The organism is Phytohabitans maris, assembly GCF_031085175.1.
In the GTDB taxonomy this organism is placed as follows: domain Bacteria; phylum Actinomycetota; class Actinomycetes; order Mycobacteriales; family Micromonosporaceae; genus Phytohabitans; species Phytohabitans maris.
Genome location: NZ_JAVHUY010000028.1, coordinates 24,585 through 40,923 on the forward strand (window position 1 = coordinate 24,585; position 16,339 = coordinate 40,923).

16 protein-coding genes are annotated in these 16,339 nt (G+C 75.3%); 6 read left to right on the plus strand and 10 right to left on the minus strand.

What is annotated here, in order from left to right; all coding sequences use genetic code 11:
- Positions 1-10: 10 nt before the first annotated feature.
- Genes RB614_RS26840 through RB614_RS26850 form a run of 3 tightly spaced genes read left to right on the plus strand, consistent with a single transcriptional unit; the run spans position 11 to position 1,628 of the window.
- Positions 11-277, plus strand: coding sequence for a hypothetical protein (locus tag RB614_RS26840; RefSeq protein ID WP_308715414.1), 267 nt, complete (start codon positions 11-13; stop codon positions 275-277).
- Positions 274-822: a riboflavin biosynthesis intermediates N-glycosidase gene (gene ybiA, locus RB614_RS26845; RefSeq protein WP_308715415.1), complete on the plus strand. Its 549-nt coding sequence runs from the start codon at positions 274-276 to the stop codon at positions 820-822. Before RB614_RS26840 ends, ybiA begins: the two co-directional genes overlap by 4 nt.
- Positions 819-1,628, plus strand: coding sequence for a TIGR02452 family protein (locus RB614_RS26850; protein WP_308715416.1), 810 nt, complete (start codon positions 819-821; stop codon positions 1,626-1,628). Before ybiA ends, RB614_RS26850 begins: the two co-directional genes overlap by 4 nt.
- A gap of 171 nt (positions 1,629-1,799) precedes the next feature.
- Here the strand turns inward: RB614_RS26850 and RB614_RS26855 are convergent, their stop codons facing one another.
- The 3 genes from RB614_RS26855 to RB614_RS26865 form a co-directional block, all read right to left on the minus strand.
- Positions 1,800-2,300, minus strand: a complete 501-nt coding sequence (locus RB614_RS26855) for an endonuclease V (protein WP_308715417.1) — start codon at positions 2,298-2,300, stop codon at positions 1,800-1,802.
- Positions 2,297-2,419 (minus strand): hypothetical protein, encoded by a 123-nt coding sequence (locus RB614_RS26860; RefSeq protein ID WP_308715418.1) that lies wholly within the window; start codon positions 2,417-2,419, stop codon positions 2,297-2,299. Before RB614_RS26860 ends, RB614_RS26855 begins: the two co-directional genes overlap by 4 nt.
- Positions 2,420-2,547: 128 nt before the next feature.
- Positions 2,548-3,222 carry a DUF4386 domain-containing protein gene (locus tag RB614_RS26865; protein WP_308715419.1) on the minus strand — a complete coding sequence of 225 codons (675 nt, stop codon included), beginning with the start codon at positions 3,220-3,222 and terminating at the stop codon, positions 2,548-2,550.
- 51 nt (positions 3,223-3,273) lie between these two features.
- Between RB614_RS26865 and RB614_RS26870 the strand changes: the two genes are divergently transcribed.
- Complete coding sequence (locus RB614_RS26870; protein ID WP_308715420.1) at positions 3,274-6,171, plus strand: AfsR/SARP family transcriptional regulator; 2,898 nt, start codon at positions 3,274-3,276, stop codon at positions 6,169-6,171.
- A 57-nt stretch (positions 6,172-6,228) separates the two neighbouring features.
- Positions 6,229-6,981, plus strand: coding sequence for an SAM-dependent methyltransferase (locus tag RB614_RS26875; protein ID WP_308715421.1), 753 nt, complete (start codon positions 6,229-6,231; stop codon positions 6,979-6,981).
- A gap of 22 nt (positions 6,982-7,003) precedes the next feature.
- On the opposite strand, the gene RB614_RS26880 is transcribed toward RB614_RS26875, so the two are convergent.
- The 6 genes from RB614_RS26880 to RB614_RS26905 all read right to left on the minus strand — a co-directional run bounded on the left by RB614_RS26880 (position 7,004) and on the right by RB614_RS26905 (position 13,027).
- Positions 7,004-7,147 (minus strand): hypothetical protein, encoded by a 144-nt coding sequence (locus tag RB614_RS26880; protein ID WP_308715422.1) that lies wholly within the window; start codon positions 7,145-7,147, stop codon positions 7,004-7,006.
- 41 nt (positions 7,148-7,188) lie between these two features.
- Positions 7,189-8,010: a DUF4190 domain-containing protein gene (locus tag RB614_RS26885; RefSeq protein WP_308715423.1), complete on the minus strand. Its 822-nt coding sequence runs from the start codon at positions 8,008-8,010 to the stop codon at positions 7,189-7,191.
- Positions 8,011-8,598: 588 nt separating this feature from the next.
- A complete protein-coding gene (locus RB614_RS26890; protein ID WP_308715424.1) occupies positions 8,599-9,984 on the minus strand; it encodes a phosphodiester glycosidase family protein in 1,386 nt (461 codons plus the stop codon).
- Between the two features lie 79 nt (positions 9,985-10,063).
- Positions 10,064-10,837, minus strand: a complete 774-nt coding sequence (locus RB614_RS26895; RefSeq protein ID WP_308715425.1) for an SDR family NAD(P)-dependent oxidoreductase — start codon at positions 10,835-10,837, stop codon at positions 10,064-10,066.
- On the minus strand, positions 10,834-12,195 hold the full coding sequence (locus RB614_RS26900) for an MFS transporter (RefSeq protein WP_308715426.1): 1,362 nt from the start codon (positions 12,193-12,195) through the stop codon (positions 10,834-10,836). The genes RB614_RS26895 and RB614_RS26900 overlap by 4 nt, the downstream gene beginning before the upstream one ends.
- Positions 12,196-12,280: 85 nt before the next feature.
- Entirely contained in the window at positions 12,281-13,027 is a 747-nt protein-coding gene (locus RB614_RS26905) for an IclR family transcriptional regulator (RefSeq protein WP_308715427.1), read from the minus strand.
- Between the two features lie 57 nt (positions 13,028-13,084).
- On the opposite strand from RB614_RS26905, the gene RB614_RS26910 reads away from it, so the two are divergent.
- Positions 13,085-13,534, plus strand: coding sequence for a hypothetical protein (locus RB614_RS26910; protein WP_308715428.1), 450 nt, complete (start codon positions 13,085-13,087; stop codon positions 13,532-13,534).
- A gap of 46 nt (positions 13,535-13,580) precedes the next feature.
- Here RB614_RS26910 and RB614_RS26915 read toward each other — a convergent pair whose 3' ends face one another.
- The gene (locus tag RB614_RS26915; RefSeq protein ID WP_308715429.1) at positions 13,581-16,265 is read right to left on the minus strand and encodes an Hsp70 family protein; all 2,685 of its coding nucleotides are present in this window, start codon (positions 16,263-16,265) and stop codon (positions 13,581-13,583) included.
- Between the last annotated feature and the right edge of the window lie 74 nt (positions 16,266-16,339).

Sequence of the window (16,339 nt, forward strand, 5' to 3'; positions counted from 1 at the left end):
TGATGTTTCCATGGATTGGGGCACGGGGGACGCCACGCCGGAGACGTGGGCGCGGCACGCGGTCGCGCCGCTCGGGGGTATGCCTCCGGGCGTGGTGCCCACCCGTTCCGGGATCGCCGCCCGTCCCGGCTGGGCGGCCGCGCGGCGCCCCGGCGGCCTCGACGCCCGCCGGACGGTCGAAACCCTCGGGACCGTCCTCGCCCTCGCGACCGTCGAAACCCTCGGGACGGTCGGCGCCCTCGCGACCGTCGAGGCCCTCGGGAAAGGAGTGTCATGACACCGAAGGAACGCCTCACCGCGCTGCGCGACGCCGAGTTGGACGGCAAGCCGATGAGGATCACTCCGTTCTGGGGCCACCGGCCGTCCGCGAGCGGCGCGGTCGGGCCCGGCTGCCTGAGCCAGTGGTGGCCGGTCGAGTTCACAGTGGACGGTGTGGCGTACCGGACCGCCGAGCACTGGATGATGGCCGCCAAAGCACGCCTCTTCGGCGACGACGAGGCGCTCGCCGCCGTCCTCGCGGCCACGAGCCCCGCCACGGCCAAGGCCGCCGGGCGCAAGGTGCGCGACTTCCACGAGCAGAAGTGGGCCGACGAGCGGTACGCGATCGTGGTCGCGGGCAACCTCGCCAAGTTCGGCCAGCACGGCGCCCTGCGCGAGTTCCTGCTCGCCACCGGCGACCGGGTGCTCGTGGAGGCCAGCCCGTACGACCGGGTGTGGGGCATCGGCATGGGGCCCAACAACCCCGACGTCGCCCACCCGCTGAAGTGGCGCGGGCTCAACCTGCTCGGCTTCGCGCTCATGGACGTGCGGGAGCGGCTGTGAACAACCAGCGGCTGCGGGCCGTCGCCGCGGACACCGTCACGATCACCCAGGTCGGCGGCTACCGCGCGCGCTCCGGAGCCTGGGTCGACATCCGCGCCGCGGTCCGGGGCGCCGTGGCCCGCACCCACATGTACCTGCCCGGCGAGCCGCTCCCGGCCGGCTTCGTCCGTCCGGGCGGCGGGCTGGTGGAGGTCTCGAACGAGTCCACACTGGCCGCCGCCCGCCGGCTCGGCGACGGCGCGGCGGCGCTGGTGTTCGCCTCGGCCCGCAACCCCGGCGGCGGCTTCCTCACCGGCGCCCGGGCGCAGGAGGAGGAGATCGCCCGGGCCTCCGCGCTGCACGCCTGCCTCCGCGCGACGCCCGCGTTCTACCTGCACCACCGCGCCAACGACGACCTGCGCTACAGCGACCGCGTCGTCTACTCGCCCGGCGTGCCGGTCTTCCGCGACGACACCCTGCGCCTGCTCGACCGTCCACACCGGACCGCGTTCCTCACCGCGGCCGCGCCCAACCTGCGGGCGGTACGCGACAACCAGCCGCACCTCGCCGACACGGTCCCCGCCGTCCTGCGCACCCGCGCCCTCCGGGTGCTCCAGGTCGCCGCCGCGCACGGCCACCGCCGCCTCGTCCTGGGCGCGTGGGGCTGCGGCGTCTTCGGCAACGACCCGGCGACGGTCGCGGACGCCTTCACCGCGGCGCTGGACCGCGTCGACACCTTCGACCACGTCGTCTTCGCCGTCCTCGACCGCGCGCCCGGCACCCCCACCTACCACGCCTTCGCCGCGGCCGCCTCGTCGCTCGTATAAACCCGGCTGAGCGCCGCGCCCGCCGGTGGGATGATCGTGCGATGGCTGGCACGTACGGGCCACAGTGGAGGAACGCCTGCGCACGGGTGACACGCCGCTGCGGCCGGAGGCCGACCTGGCCGCGGTGTCGGAGTGGTCGACCGGCGCGCACCGCCGCCACTGGGGCTGGGACTAGCCGCCGCGGGCGAGCGTGTCGACGCGGCGCAGGGCGTCGGGCAGGCGGTGCGGGCCGGCCATCGCGGTGACGAGCGCCGCCGCGCGGTCGGCGGGCAGGCCGGCCGCGGTCACGTACAGCGGTCGGGTCGCGCCGCCCCGGCGGACCGGTACCGCGTGCGTGGCGCTCCGGAACGCGGTCTTCGCCACGCCGACCACCGGGATCCGGATCTCGGTGTGCAGGCGCGCGCCGAGGCCCGGCCGGCCGGTCGGGTCCAGGTCGACGTAGCCGTCGACGACCACCAGCTCCAGGTCGCCGAGGCCGGCCAGGACCGCGCGCACGGCGGGCAGCTCGCGGGCGAAGAAGCGGCCCGGCTCGTACGGCGCCACCTCCGGCAGCCAGCACGTCCGTTCGTCCACGATGGACGCGAACCGCTCGTCGGCGGCGACCGCGACCGCCGCCCGGGCGCCGCCCATCGGTGGGTAGTGCACGTCGACGGCGGCGTAGCGCCCGGTCACTCGCCGACCGGCCCGCCGGCGAGCTCGACGACGATGTCGCGGAAGAAGTCGAGGTAGCGCAGGAGGACCTCGGCCCGGCCGGCGGCGGGGTCGCTCGGCGACGGGAACGGCAGGCTCATGGCTCGCCAGTCTTCCGCGCGCCCGTGACCTGCCGCAACTCGACCCGCCGCCGTCCTGCCGCTGCCGGGCCGGTGCTCGCGACCTGCCGCGCGGCACCCGCCTGGGCACCCGCGGCGGCCGGTGCGGCTCAGCGGACCGGCACCGCTTCGGCAGCCGCCGTGGACCACCGCTCCGGACCGCCGCCGCGGCGCAGGAGCAGGAGCGTGAACCAGCCCTCGGCGACCACCGCGGGCGCCAGCAGCGGGGGAAAGAGCCGGTAGTCGGGGACGAGGAACAGCAGGAAGCTGTTGACCAGGTAGGCCAGGCCGGCCACGGCGAGCAGCGCGCCGAGCGTCCGCGGCACCCGGCCGGAGCGGATCGTCAGGTACCCCATGAGGGCGCAGTTGACCGCGAAGAAGGCCAGCGCGATCCCGTAGCCGTAGCCGTGGAGGTCGAGGAAGTACAGCGCACGGCCGTCGCCGTCCCGCGCGGCGAGCAGGGCGTTGAACATGTTCAACAGATTGAGCGCGGAGATGACCACACAGGCCAGCCGGAACGCCGCCGCGAGCAGGGAGACATCTCGGTTGACCGGTTCGAACAGCCGGTACAGGATGATCACGAGGGCCACCTCGCCGAGGAGGTACACCAGGTTGAGGGCGAAGCCGGCGCGGAAGAGGCCCTCGGACGCCAGGATGTTCGCGGCGGTGGCCGCCGGGTCGCCGGCGACCGTGACGCCGGCCCGCACCACTCCCTCGCTGAAGAGGCCGAAGACGAAGATGACCAGGTACAGCAGCCCGGCGAGGCGGGCGTTCGCCAATCTCATCGGCCGACTGTCACCGGCGCGTGTTGGGTCCCGGTTGAGAGACTGTTGAGCGTGGGCGCGGGTGTACGGATCCAGCTCCTCGGCGGTGTCGCCGCGACGGCCGCGGGCGGGGAGCCGGTCGACGTCGGGCCGGCCAAGTGCCGGGCGCTACTCGCCACGCTCGCCCTGGCCCCCGGCGCGGCGGTGCCGATGTGGCGGCTGGTCGAGCTGGTGTGGGGAAACGACCCGCCCCGGACGGCCGAGCGTACCCTCCAGTCGTACGTGACGCGGCTGCGCGCCGCCCTCGGCCCGGGCACGATCGCCCGCACCGGCGCCGCGTACCGGCTGGACCTGCCCGGCGACGCGGTGGACGCCGCCCGGTTCCAGCGGCGCCTCGACGCCGGCGACGTCTCCGGTGCCCTCGCCGAGTGGACCGGATACCCGCTCGCCGGCCTCACCGCGCCCGGGTTGGCGGCCACAGTGGACGGCCTCGTCGAGCGTTGGCTCGGCGCGGTCGAGGCCGACCTGGTGTCCAGAGTGGAGGCCGACCCGGCCGCGACGGTGGGGCGGCTGGCCGAGCTGACCGCGGACCACCCGTACCGGGAGGGGCTGTGGGCGCTGCTGATGACCGCGCTCTACCGGTCCGGGCGGCAGGCGGACGCGCTCGCCGCGTACCGCACCGCCCGGCGGCACCTGGTCGACGGCCTCGGCGTCGAGCCCGGTCCCGAGCTGCGCAAGCTGGAGGCGGAGATCCTCGACCAGCGCCTCGACGCACCGCCGCCGGCCGGCAACCTCCCGCTGCGGCCCGGCCGGCTGATCGGGCGGGCCCGCGAGCTGCTCGCCGTGCGGGCGGCGCTGGCCGCGTACCCGGTCGTGACGCTGGTCGGGCCGGGCGGGATCGGCAAGACCCGGCTCGCGCTCGCCGCCGCCCGGGAGGTCGTGGCCGGCGACGGCGCGTGGCTGGTCGACCTCACCGAGATCACGTCGCCGGCCGACGTGCCCCGCGCGGTCGCCGGCGCGCTGGGCGTGCGGGAGAGCGCCGGGCGGAGCCTGCGCGAGTCCATTGTGGCCACCCTGCGCTCCCGGGACGCGCTGCTGCTGCTCGACAACTGCGAGCACGTCGTCGACGGCGCGGCCGCGCTGGCCCGGGCCCTGGCCGAGGGCAGCCCCGGCGTACGGGTCCTGGCCACCTCGCGCGAGGGCCTCGACGTCGGGTACGGGCACGAGATGCTGGTCGCCGTCCCGCCGCTGGATCCGGCCGGCGCGGCCGTGGAGCTGTTCGACGAGCGGGCCGCGGCCGCCGCACCTGGTTACGACGCCACCGCGTACGACCGCCGGGACGTGGAGGAGATCTGCCGGCGCCTCGACGGCGTACCGCTCGCCATCGAGCTCGCCGCCGCGCGGACCACCAGCCTCACCCCGGCCGACCTGCTGGCCCGCCTCGACGACCACCTCGGCGTGCTCGTCGGCGGGCGGCGCACCGGCGCCGAGCGGCACCGCACGATGCGGGCCACCATCCAGTGGTCGTACGACCTGCTCGGCATCCCGGAGCGGGCGCTGCTGCGCCGGCTGGCCGTCTTCGCCGGCCCCTTCGACCTGGCCGCGGCGGAGGCGGTCGGCGGACCGGGCGTGGAAGCGGCGCTCGGTCACCTCGTCGCGCGGTCGATGGTGCTCGCCGAGGCGGGACCGTTCGGGCGGCGCTTCCGTCTACTGGAGACGGTGCGGCAGTTCGCGGCGGAACGCCTGGCCGAGGCGGGCGGGACCGGCCCCGCGGCCACCGCGCACGCCCGCTGGTGCCGCGACCGGGTCGCCGCCGTCAACCGGTTGCTCGCCGGGCCGTCCGAAGTGGAGGGAGTGGCCCGGCTCGACGAGCACTGGCCCAACCTGCGCGCCGCGTTCGAGTGGGCCTGCGCGAGCGGCGACCGCGACCTCGGGTACGCGTTGGTCCGGGCGGTCGCGTCGGAGGTGCCGTTTCGCAGCCGGGCGGAGGTGGGGGACTGGGCCGAACGGCTGCTGGCCCTCGCGCCGGAGCGTGCCCCGTTCGCGCTCGCGGTGGCCGCCCAGCGCTACAAGCTGAGCCACGACTCAGCGGCGTACGACCGCCTCGCGGCCGGGTGTGGCCCGCCGGACCACCCGGCCGTACGGCGTGCGCGGGCCGCCGTCCACGACGACTGGGCGGCGCTCACCGCCACCGACGCCGTCGCAGACCTGCGCCGCGAAGGCGACCACGACCTGGCCGAGCACGCCGAGGTGGACGTCGGGGCGGCGCTGCTGTTCACCGGCCGGTTCGCCGAGCACGACGCGCTCGTGGGGCGGCTGGCCGAGCGGTACCGGGTGCAGGGCCCGCCGACGCTCCACAACTGGACCCTCATGCTGCTGGGCTACTCGGCCGCCGCGCAGGGCCGGCACGAGGCGGCGGAACGGCTCTTCGACGCGGCGGTCGACGTCGAGGTGCCACCGCGCACCCACTCTCCTAACCGGACGGTCGAGGCGCGGGTCGCGTTCCGGCGGGGTGATCGGCCGCGGGCGTACCGGGTCCTGCGCACGCACGTCGAGGACCTGCTCGACAGCGACAACATGCAGGGCGCGTGCGTGGCATCGGTGGAGTTCGTGGCGATGCTGGCCCGCTCGGGGCGGCTGGCCGAGGCGGAGCCGGTGCTGGCGTACCTGCGGGGGAGCGGCCTGCTCGACTCGCCGGTGTGGCGGGCCCAGGTGGAGCCGGTGCTGCCGGCGCCTTCCCCGCTGGCGCCGCTGGCGGAAGGGGCGGCGGCGCTTGCGGAGGAGGCGGCGGCGCTTGCGGAGGAGGCGGCGGCGCTTGCGGAGGAGGCGGCGGCGCTTGCGGAGGAGGCGGCGGCGCTTGCGGAGGAGGCGGCGGCGCTGCCGGGAGGCGCGGCGCGTGAGGCGCCGGTGGAGCTGGACGACCGCGGCGCGCTGGAGTACATGCGGGCCGTGCTCAGCCGGAACCGGTAGCCGCGCCGTGGCGCAAATCGGTCGCGGATCGCGTGGTGGCAGGCTAGGTTGCGGTCCGTGACCGCAGACCTGCCGGAGCCGTTCGTCATCCGCGAGCGCCACCACCGCGTCCACAACCCGTTCACCGAGGAGAAGCTGGCGGTGCTCGGCCGCGCGATCCGGCTGAGGCCGGGTGACCGCCTGCTCGACCTCGCCAGCGGCAGCGGCGAGATGCTCTGCACCTGGGCCCGCGACCACGGCGTCACCGGCACCGGGGTGGACATCAGCACCGCGTTCCTCGCCACGGCGCGGGACCGGGCGGCCGAGCTGGGCGTCGCGGACCGGGTCACGTTCGTGCACGGTGACGCCGCCGGACACGTCGCGCCCGACCCGGTCGACGTGGCCGCCTGCGTCGGCGCCACCTGGATCGGCGGCGGCGTCGCGGGCACGATCGCGTTGCTGGAGCGGAGCCTGCGCCCCGGCGGCCTGGTGCTGATCGGCGAGCCCTTCTGGCGAAAGGACCCGCCGGACCAGGCCACGCTGGAGGGCTGTCACGCCACGAAGAAGGAGGACTTCGCCGACCTGCCCGGACTCGTCGCGCTCTTCGGCGAGCTCGGCTGGGACCTGGTCGAGATGGTGCTCGCCGACGAGGACAGCTGGGACCGGTACGTGGCCGCGCAATGGCTCACCGTCCGCGAATGGCTCGACGCCAACCCCGACGACGTGCTCGCCGGGGAGATGCGTGCCGAGCTGGACCGGGCGCCGCTGGACTACGTGCGTTACCTGCGGCCGTACCTCGGCTGGGGTGTCTTCGCCCTGAGGCGTCGCTGAGCCCGAGGCGCCGCTGGGCGCTTCAGTCGCCGCCGTCCGGCGGGCGGCGGCCGAACCCGCCGCAGCGGCCGAACTCGTTGAGCGCCTCAGACGCCGCCGCCCGGCCGGCGACGGCCAAGGCGGCCGCGGAGGCGGTGCGGCACGAGGCGGCCGGGCGGTGAAGCACCGCCGGCGGGCAAGGCGCCGCCGGCGCCGCTGACCGGACACTCAGTCCTGAATGGACCCGGTCACCTTGCCGGTGCTGGACATCGCGACGCAGGCGACGCTGTGGTCGCCCAGGCGCCACGAGGTCCGCGTCGGGTGCAGGAAGTAGACCTCCACGCTCGGGTCGTCGGCGACCTTCGGCGCGTGCGTGTCCAGCCGTTCGACGCAGCCGTCCTCGGCGAGCTTGGCCACCTCCTGGTCGCCCGGGAAGCCGCCGCCCGGCAGCTCGAAGACCGCGAAGACCTCGGCCTCGTGCGGCTCGGTGCAGGCCACCGCCGGCAGGTCGCCGATGGCGCGCCCCTCCTTCAGGCCGTTGATGCACTGGCCGGGCGCGAGCTCCTGCACGTCGACGTCACCGCTGTCGGCGAGGGTCGGGCCGTCGGGGTCCGTGCCGGAGCTGAGGGCGCCGACGACCGCGACGGCCACGATGACGAGCACCCATGCCCCGGAGAGGGAGATGCCGGCGATCGCCAACCCCTTGCCGGACTGGCCCCGGCGGCGGATCTGGGACAGCGCCACGAATCCGAAGATGACGCTCAACAGGATGCCGCCGAGCACGCCGAAGATGAGCGACGCGATCGCGAAGCCGTTGGTGGTCTGGGGCTGCTGCCCCCACTGGCCGGGCGGCTGCTGCCCCCACTGGCCGGGCGGCTGCTGCCCCCACTGTCCCGGCTGGCCCCACTGCCCCGACGGCGGCTGGCCCCACTGGTCCTGGGGCGGCTGGTTCCACGGGGCGGGCTGCTGCGGGCCCCACGGGTCGGGCTGCTGCGGCGCGCCGGAGGTGGGGTAGGGCGGTGGGGATCCGTACGGAGGGGGCTGAGTCACGGCGGGGACAGTAGCAGGGCGGCGGCGCCCGCCACCTGCCCGTTTTCCTGTCCGTTCGGCCATAACTAAGATCACGATTCCGGCAATTGCTGACGCATGACGCGCCCGGATCACCGCTGTCAGGGGCGGCTTCGGGGCCGCGCGTCCACGGCACCTGAGCACCGCAACCGGCGCCCCCGCACGTGGGGCTTGTGCCGCGGAGGCCGAGGATCCCGCCGGCCTCCGCGTTGCCCGCGGGAATGCACCCCAAGTCCGGTCCGAAGAAACGCCGGGACGCACGACCGCTTCGATCACAACCCATGACGGTGGCCCCGAGAGCTTCCACATCAGTGCGGTGGCCACCAACGTTCACCGGGTGACCGGCGGCCTCCGGCCGCTGGTCACCCGGGTCGGCGAAGCCGGCAAAGGTTGGTGGCCACCGCACTGGGCCCTGTTTCGAAAATCCTTGCCGGGCTGCGCCGGGCCCAGACGACGACCGGCGGCGCCGGGCGCAAGGTCGCATACCGGTGTTGTATGCGGCCTTGCGCCCGGCTTGCCGGATCGCCGCCTGGACTCCGGCTCGCCTCGACAATCCTTTTGAAACAGGGCCTAGCGGTGGCCGGCGCGCCACGGGCGGTCGACGTACACGAGCGCGTCGCCGACCGCGCGCTCGGCGCCGCCGCTCGGGGTGTTGACGAGCGCGCCGCGTACCGACATCGTGGTCGAGCCGCCGCCGTCGAGGTTGACCGCGTCGTGCAGGCCGAGCGCGTGGGCGACCGCCGCCGTCTCGTCCATGGTGGTGCCGACGCTGGTGGTCTGGCGGCCGTCGATGGTGGCCAGGACGATCCGCCCGTCCCGGGTGGTGCCGGCGACGGTGCGCGGGTTGCGGGCGAAGAAGCTGCCCGTGCCGGCCGGCACCACGACGCGGCCGTCCGCGGTGAGCGGGTAACGGCCGTTGACCCCGAACAGGCCGGGGCGCAGGTCGACCGCGTCGCCGTCCGGGTCGCGCAGGGTGACCCGCCGGGTCAGGCAGCCGGTGGCCGTGATGTCCCGGAGCGCGGCGGCCTCCCGCCCGGTGGCCTGCAGCGCGGTCTGCCCGGCGGCCAGCGAGGTGCCGCGGGTGGTGGCGGTGCGCGCGGGGCAGCCGTCGCGGTCCAGCACCACCTCCACGCCCGCGCCGGACGGGGTGGACGGGCCGAACTCCGGCGTGAAGTGGACCAGGTCGCCGCTGACCGTACACAGTGTCTGGTCGGTGAGCGCGGCGCACTCGGCCGGTACGACCGGCGGGTGGTTGAGGAACTCCAGCGGGAGCGCCGCGCCGGTGCGCCGGTTGCGGACCGAGCCGGTCCAGGAGAGGTGCCCCATCAGTACCGTGTCGCGGGCGGCGTCGACGACGAAGCCGACCTCCGCCGGGTCGGTGGTCGGCTCGCTGAGCAGCCGGCCGCCGAAGATGCCCAGCCCGACCGGGTCACCCGGGTACAGCGGGTCGGCGGTGAACGTGAAGAACGAGGCGTTCACCCCGGCGAGCGCGCCGGCGCCCCGGACCAGTTCGGTGGTCGGCTCGACCTGGCCGAGGTCGGGGCCGTAGGTCGCCTCGAGGTGGCCGCGCGCCCGGCGGGGGTCGATGGCCAGCACGTTGACCACCCACGGCCCGCGGGTGGTGGTGTTGATCTGGTCGGCCGGCGCCGGCTCGGTGCCCCGCGTGATCCGGGTCAGCGTCACGCCCCGGGCGAGCGTCTTCGTGGTCCGCGTCTCGGCCAGGTCGGCGTCGCCGAGCGGCAGCGGGCTCGGGGTGCCCGGCCCACCGGGGCGAGTGGTCACGCCGGCGGGCGCCGAGGCGCCGAACGCGGCCGGGCCGGCGGCCTGTGGGGCCACGCCGGGGTTGCGGCCCGCGGAAGCCGGTGCGGCGAGGGCCGGCACGCCGGGCGTGAGGCCCGCGGCCAGGGCAGCCGCCGTCGTGGTCGCCAGGATTCCGGTACGGAATGAGAAGATCATGACTTCGATCCTGGTCATTTCGTGGAACCCGCACCTCCCGGCATGTTGACGCCCGGGCGAAGTTAGGGTGACGGGCCGGTCAGTACAGCACGTGCTTGCCGCCGTCGAGGATCAGCGCCTCGCCGGTGACGAGGTCCATGCCGAGCAGGCCGACCACCGCCTGCGCGACGTGCTCCGGCTCGGCGGTGCGGCGTAGCGGCACGACCTCCCGTTCCGCGGCCGCCCGCCGGGCGAACCCCTCCTCGCCGTGCAGGCCGGGCTGCCAGCGGGTGGCGGCCACGGTGCCGGGGGCGACCGCGTTCACCCGGACCTCCGGGGCGAGGGCCACCGCCAGGTTGCGGGTGAGCTGGAGCAGGGCCGCCTTGCTCACGCCGTACGCGATGGAGGAGCCGCCGGCCCGGTAGCCGGAGATGGACGCGACGTTGACGATCGCACCGCGGCTGGCCCGCAGGGCCGGCGCGAAGGCGCGGGCGCAGTGGAACGCGCCGAGCAGGTTGGTGTCGAGGACCTCGTGCCAGATCTCGTCGGTGAGCCCGTCGAGGTCGGCGTGGTCCACCGCGCGGGTGGTGCCGGCGTTGTTGACGAGCACGTCAAGTTCGCCGAAGTTTTCCACAACCCGTTCGGCCATCCGCCGCACCTGCGCGTCGTCGGCCACGTCGGCGGCCTCCACCATTGCCTCGCAGCCGAGTGACCGCACCTGTGCGGCGGTCGCCTCCGCCTCGGCGGCCGAGCGGCGGTAGGTGACGACGACGGCGCGGGCGCCGGCCCGGGCGAGGGCCAGGGTGACCGCCCGCCCGATGCCGGTGCCGCCGCCGGTGACCACGGCCACCGCCTTGGCGAGCGGGCGGGTCACGGCGCGGCCTTCGACGCCGGCAGGTCGACGTCGTCCAACTTGGGGGTACCCACAAGTTCGTCCTGGCTCGCGTGTACCACGCGGATGTCCATCGTGCGGGCCTCGCGGGCGGCGAGGAACGCGACCAGCGACACCACCGCGGTCAGGATGATCCAGGCGGCGACCAGCCACGGCTCGCCGCCGCCCTCGCGGAGCAGGAACGCGGCGACGAGCGGGGAGAAGCCGGAGATGGCGGCGCCGATCTCGCGGGAGGCGGCGAACCCGGTGTACCGCACGCCGGCGCCGAACAGCTCCGCGTAGAACGCCGGCTGCACCGCGATCATCGGGGCGAACCCGACCCCGCCGGCGACCACGAGCGCCAGCCAGATCAGCGCCGGCACCTCGGTGTTGAGCAGCAGGAAGTACGGGAACGCGAACGCGGCCGAGAAGACCACGCTGAACAAGTTCAACGGCTTGCGCCCGATGCGGTCGGAGAGCGCGCCGTAGAGCGGCTGGGCGGTGATCACCACGATCCCCATGAGGATCACGCCGGTCAGCGGCACCCACCGGGGCTGGTCGAGCTCGTCCGTCACGTACGAGACGGTCCAGCTGGCGAAGATGTAGACGATCGCGGTGTCGCAGATGTGCGCGCCGATGCCGACCAGGAAGCTGCGCGGGTAGCGCTTGACCGCCTCGGTGACCGGCGTGCGCACGACCGTGCGGTCGCGCTCCATCGCGCGGAAGACCGGGGACTCGGTCACCCGCAGCCGCACGTACAGGGTCACGAAGATCATCAGGAAGCTGACCAGGAACGGGATCCGCCAGCCCCAGGCCTCCAGCGACGCGTCCGGCAGCAGCCCGACCAGCAGGAACGCGACCGTGCCGAGCACCAGGCCGATCTGCACGCCGGTCTGCGCGAACGAGGCGTAGTAGCCCCGCCGGTGCTCGGGCGCGTGCTCGGCGAGCAGCGTCGACGCGCCGCCGAACTCGGCGCCGGCGCCCAGCCCCTGGCAGATGCGCAGCAGCACGAGCAGGATGGGGGCCCACACGCCGATCGACGCGTACGTGGGCAGGAGCCCGATCAGCCCGGTGCCGACGCCCATGACGAGCGTGGTGATGATCAGTGTGGAGCGCCGCCCGATGCGGTCGCCGAGCTGGCCGAAGAAGAAGCCGCCGACCGGCCGGAACAGGAACGCCACACCGAACGTGGCGAACGCGATCAGGGTGCCCACGGCCGGCTCGGCCTCGGGGAAGAACAACTCGTCGAAGACGAGCGCGGCGGCGGTGCCGTAGATGAAGAAGTCGTACCACTCGAGGGCGGTGCCGACCAGCGAGCCGGTCACCACCCGGCGCAGCTCCGGTGCGGTGGTGTCAGTCATCGTGATGCGCTCCTCAACTCGCGTCGGGGGCGTCGCCTCCCGTTCCGTCACATGGAACGGTGTTTCAACAGAGACCTACATCACATTATTGACCGTCGAAGTCCCGAGGTAAACCGAGAGCCTTCGATATTTGCCGAGCCGTCATGACGACCTCGGGTCCGACCTGGTCCGGGCCGGCCTCGAGGACGAGGGTCGCCGCGCTCACCCCGCCCACCACGTGCCCGGTGTGGTCGTAGACCGCCGCGCCGGCCGCGCAGACCCCGGCTTCGTTCTCCTCGTGGTCCTCGGCCCAGCCCCGCACCCGCGTCGCGGCCACCTCCGCGAGCAGGCCGTCCACGTCGGTGATCGTGCGCGGCGTCCGGCGCGGCAGCCCGGTCCGCTCGGCGACGCCCGCCACCTCACCGTCGCCCAGCGCGGCCAGGATCGCCTTGCCGATCGACGTGCTGTGCAGGTGCAGGCTCATGCCGACCCGGGAGGCGAGCCGGTACGGCTTGTCACCCTCCACTTTGGCCACGTACACGGCCTCGTCGCCGGAGAGCAGCGCGAGGTGGACGGTGCGGCCGGTGCGCCGGTGGAGCTCCTCCAGGTGCGGACGGACCTGGGCCGGCAGGTCGAGGCGGTGCATCACGCGGCCGGCGAGGGCGAGCATCCGCGGCCCGCTGACGTACCCGCCGTCGCCGGTCGGGCGGGCCAGCCCGCGGTCGACCATCACCCGCAGGATGCGGTGGACGGTGGCCTTCGGCAGGCCGGTGGCCGCCGCGATGTCGGCCAGCCGGCTCTGCTCGACCAGCGCCTCCATCACCTCGAACGCCTTGTCGACCGCGCCACCCACCCGCCCAGCCTAAAACCCGCCACTCGGCGCTTGCGGCGGGTGGATAGAGTACGGCGCATGCCGCCTATAGCACGACTTGTCCCAGCGGCCGTGGCGGTGGTGCTGCTGGCCACCGGCTGCGCCGGCGGTTCCGCCGAGCCGCCCGCGACGGCCAAGGCCCCCGCCAGCACGCCCGCGGCGTCGCCGAGTGCCCCGGCGCCCCCCTCGACGCCGGCGGCCCGGCAGCCGCACATCCTCGTCTTCACCGCGACCGGCACGGCCCGGATCACGTCGCTCACCTACACGCTCGACGGCGAGTCCACAAAGGTGGGTGTGCGGAAGCTGCCGTGGCGGCTCTCGGTCGACGTCCCCTCCGACGGCCTGCGGCACGAGTGGGGCGTCGTCATCGAGCACGGCAAGGGCGACGTCGACGTGCGCGCCATCTTCAACGGCAACGTCGTGGGCACCGCGCGGGGCAGCACGTCGGGCGTGGGCACGGCGAGCACCGGCGGTTCCGTCCTCGGCTGATGCCGGCCGGCGGCCGGGCGCCAGACCGGCGAGGCTGAGCGGTGGGTCAGCGGGGTGTGAGGACCGGTCCCGCGTCGTGCCGCCACCAGTCGATCATGGCGAACGGATCGCCGCCCTGGAACGCGAACGCCTGGACCGCCAGCTGGTCGGTGGTCCACTCCAGGTACCGGTTGCCGTTCTCGGACTGTCCACACCGGAGCCGCCCGGTCGCGCCGCCGCGGCTGTACCGCGACTCGCCGTTGAAGCCGTCCGGCAGCCTCGTGCAGTCCTTCCCGCCGTCGTCTCCGCTGCCGTAGCTGCGCCGCATCGACGCCACGTCGGCGAACCGGTAGTAGAAGACGATCCGCGCGCCGCTGGTCGGTCCACACACGACGGCCGCGACGACCGGGGCCGCCCCGACGTTGACCCGTCGCTGCTCGGCCGAGGGGCGAAGGCAGTTGACCCGGGTGCGCTCCGGGATGTGGCCGAGCAGCGCCCGCTCCTCGGCGGAGGGGAACGGCGGTGTCGACGCGGCGTTGACCGCCTCGACGATGCGCGCGACCGGCGGGCCGAAGCTGCCTCGCCACCAGCCGGCGAGCGCGGCCGCGTCGGTCCCCACGGCCCGGCCGGCCACGAGCAGCGCCTCGACGCTCCACTCCATCACCAGCGTGCTGCGCGGACCCGGGTGGCAGGACAGCACGCCGAGGTCCGCGCTGCGCAGGTCGAAGCGGCGGGTGCCACTGAACCCGGGCGCCTTGCCGTCGGCGCAGTCGACGCCCGGCCCGGCGCCGGTCACCGCGACCCGGGCGTCCATCGCACCCCGCAGGGCCTCCAGCGAGGGGAAGCGGAAGTAGCTGACCTCGGTCGCCCCCGGAGCGTTCGGCTGGCAGGTGACGGCGGCCACCGCGCCCGCGAAGTCGTCCAGGTCGGCGACCCCGGCCCGCCGGCACCCCTGGAGGGACACCAGCGCGGCCAGCTCCCCCTCCTCGGCGGTGGGGAAGTCCGGCGAGCCGGTCCACGCCCGCCACGCCTCGCGCAGCCCCGGTACGTCCTCTGTGGACGACACGGCACGGGAGAGGGTGGCGGTCTCGTCGTCGGTCCACAGGAACGTGGCCGTCCCGGCCTCCTGGTAGCAGAGCACGCGGCCGCGCGCCGGGCCGGTGTCGGGGTAGCGGTGCTCCCCGCGTCCGTCCGTGCCGCAGTCGCCCTCGCCGGGTGTCCCGCCGCTCTCGCGTACCGCCTGGTCGTAGGCGGTGTCGACGGCCGCGCGGTCGGCGAAGAGGCCGACCACCGCGTCGCCGGTCGGTCCCGGGCAGTGCAGCGCCGCGGTGGCGCCGGGCAGGTCGGACGCCGCGCCGCGGCGGCAGTCGTCGCCGAACGCCGGCGGCAGCCGGGCGAGGTCGGCGGCCGGGGGTTCGCGCCACTGGTGGAGCAGGACCGCGGCGGTGGTGGCCAGCAGCGCGACGGCGAGCCCGACCGCGGCGAGCACGCGCGGTGACAGCCGCCGTCGCGGCTCCACCGGCTCCGGCGGCGGCGGTGGCTCGCCCGGCCAGTCCGGACCGGGCGGGGCCGCCTCGCCGGGTGGCGCGGCGATCGGGCGGGCGTGCAGGCTGCCCTCGGCCACGACGAGCTCGGGCTGCTCGACGACGGTCGGGGCGACGCCGAGGTGGCGGTGCAGCAGCCGGCCGACCAGCGGCATCCGGCTCGACCCGCCGACCAGGAACAGCCCGGTCAGGCCTGCCGCGGCGACGCCGGCGGCCGCGAGCACCCGGCCGCTCAGCGCGACGGTGCGCTCCAGGATCGGGGCGGCCAGCTCCTCGACCTCCTCGCGGCCCAGCGGCGCGTCGTCGTCGAAGAGCGGCACGTGAACGGTGGTGCGCGGCGCCCGCGACAGCATCTCCTTGCCGTGGCGCACGTCGTCCCAGAGCGCCCGCGCGGCCCGCTGGTCGGCGCGGTCGGCCGGGGCGGCGAGCCGGGCCCACGCCGCCGGGTCGCGCTCGCCGTACGTGCGGCCGAGCGAGGCGAAGACGGCCGCGTCGATGTCGAGCCCGCCGACGTCGGGCAGCCCTTCGGCGGCGAGGACCTCGAACCCGCCGGCGGTGCGCCGTACCACGGAGGCGTCGAAGGTGCCGGCGCCGAGGTCGTACACCATCACGCTGGCGCCGACCGGGACCCGCCCGCCGGCCACCGCGACGAAGTAGGTGGCCGCGGCGACCGGCTCGGTCACCAGCGTCACCTCGGCGAACTCCGCCCGCGCGGCGCGCAGCAGCACCTCCCGGCGGGCGGTACCCCACCCGACCGGGCAGGTGAGGACCGCCCGGGACACCGGTGCGCCGGCCACCCGCGCCGCCTCCCCGGCCACCCTCCGCAGCACCGCGCGGATGAGCTCGGGTACCGGCACCGACCGGCCGCCCAGCAGGACGGTGCCGTCGTCGACGCAGCGCTTGGGGTGCGGCTCGAAGCAGTCCGGCCGGGTCCGGGCCGCGTGCGTGGCGTCCCGCCCGACCAGCAGCCCACCGGCCGCCGGCGCGACCCCGGAGGGGGACGGGTCGGCGGCGAGGAACTCGGCGGGGGACGGGTCGGCGGAGACGGCGGACGGCTCGGCGGGAAGCGGCTCGGCGAAGACGGCGGACGGCAGCAGGGGCGAGCCGTCGAAGATCAGCGGGCGTACGCGGCCGTCGGGGAAGGCGAGGACGGCGGCGGTGTTCGAGGTGCCGAAGTCGATGCCGACCCGGTAGCCGTCGCCCCCCACAAAGCCACCCTAAACGCTCCGCGCGGCAGGGCGGGAAGTCGGTGGCGCCGCGGGGGCGGGAAGTCGGTGGCGCC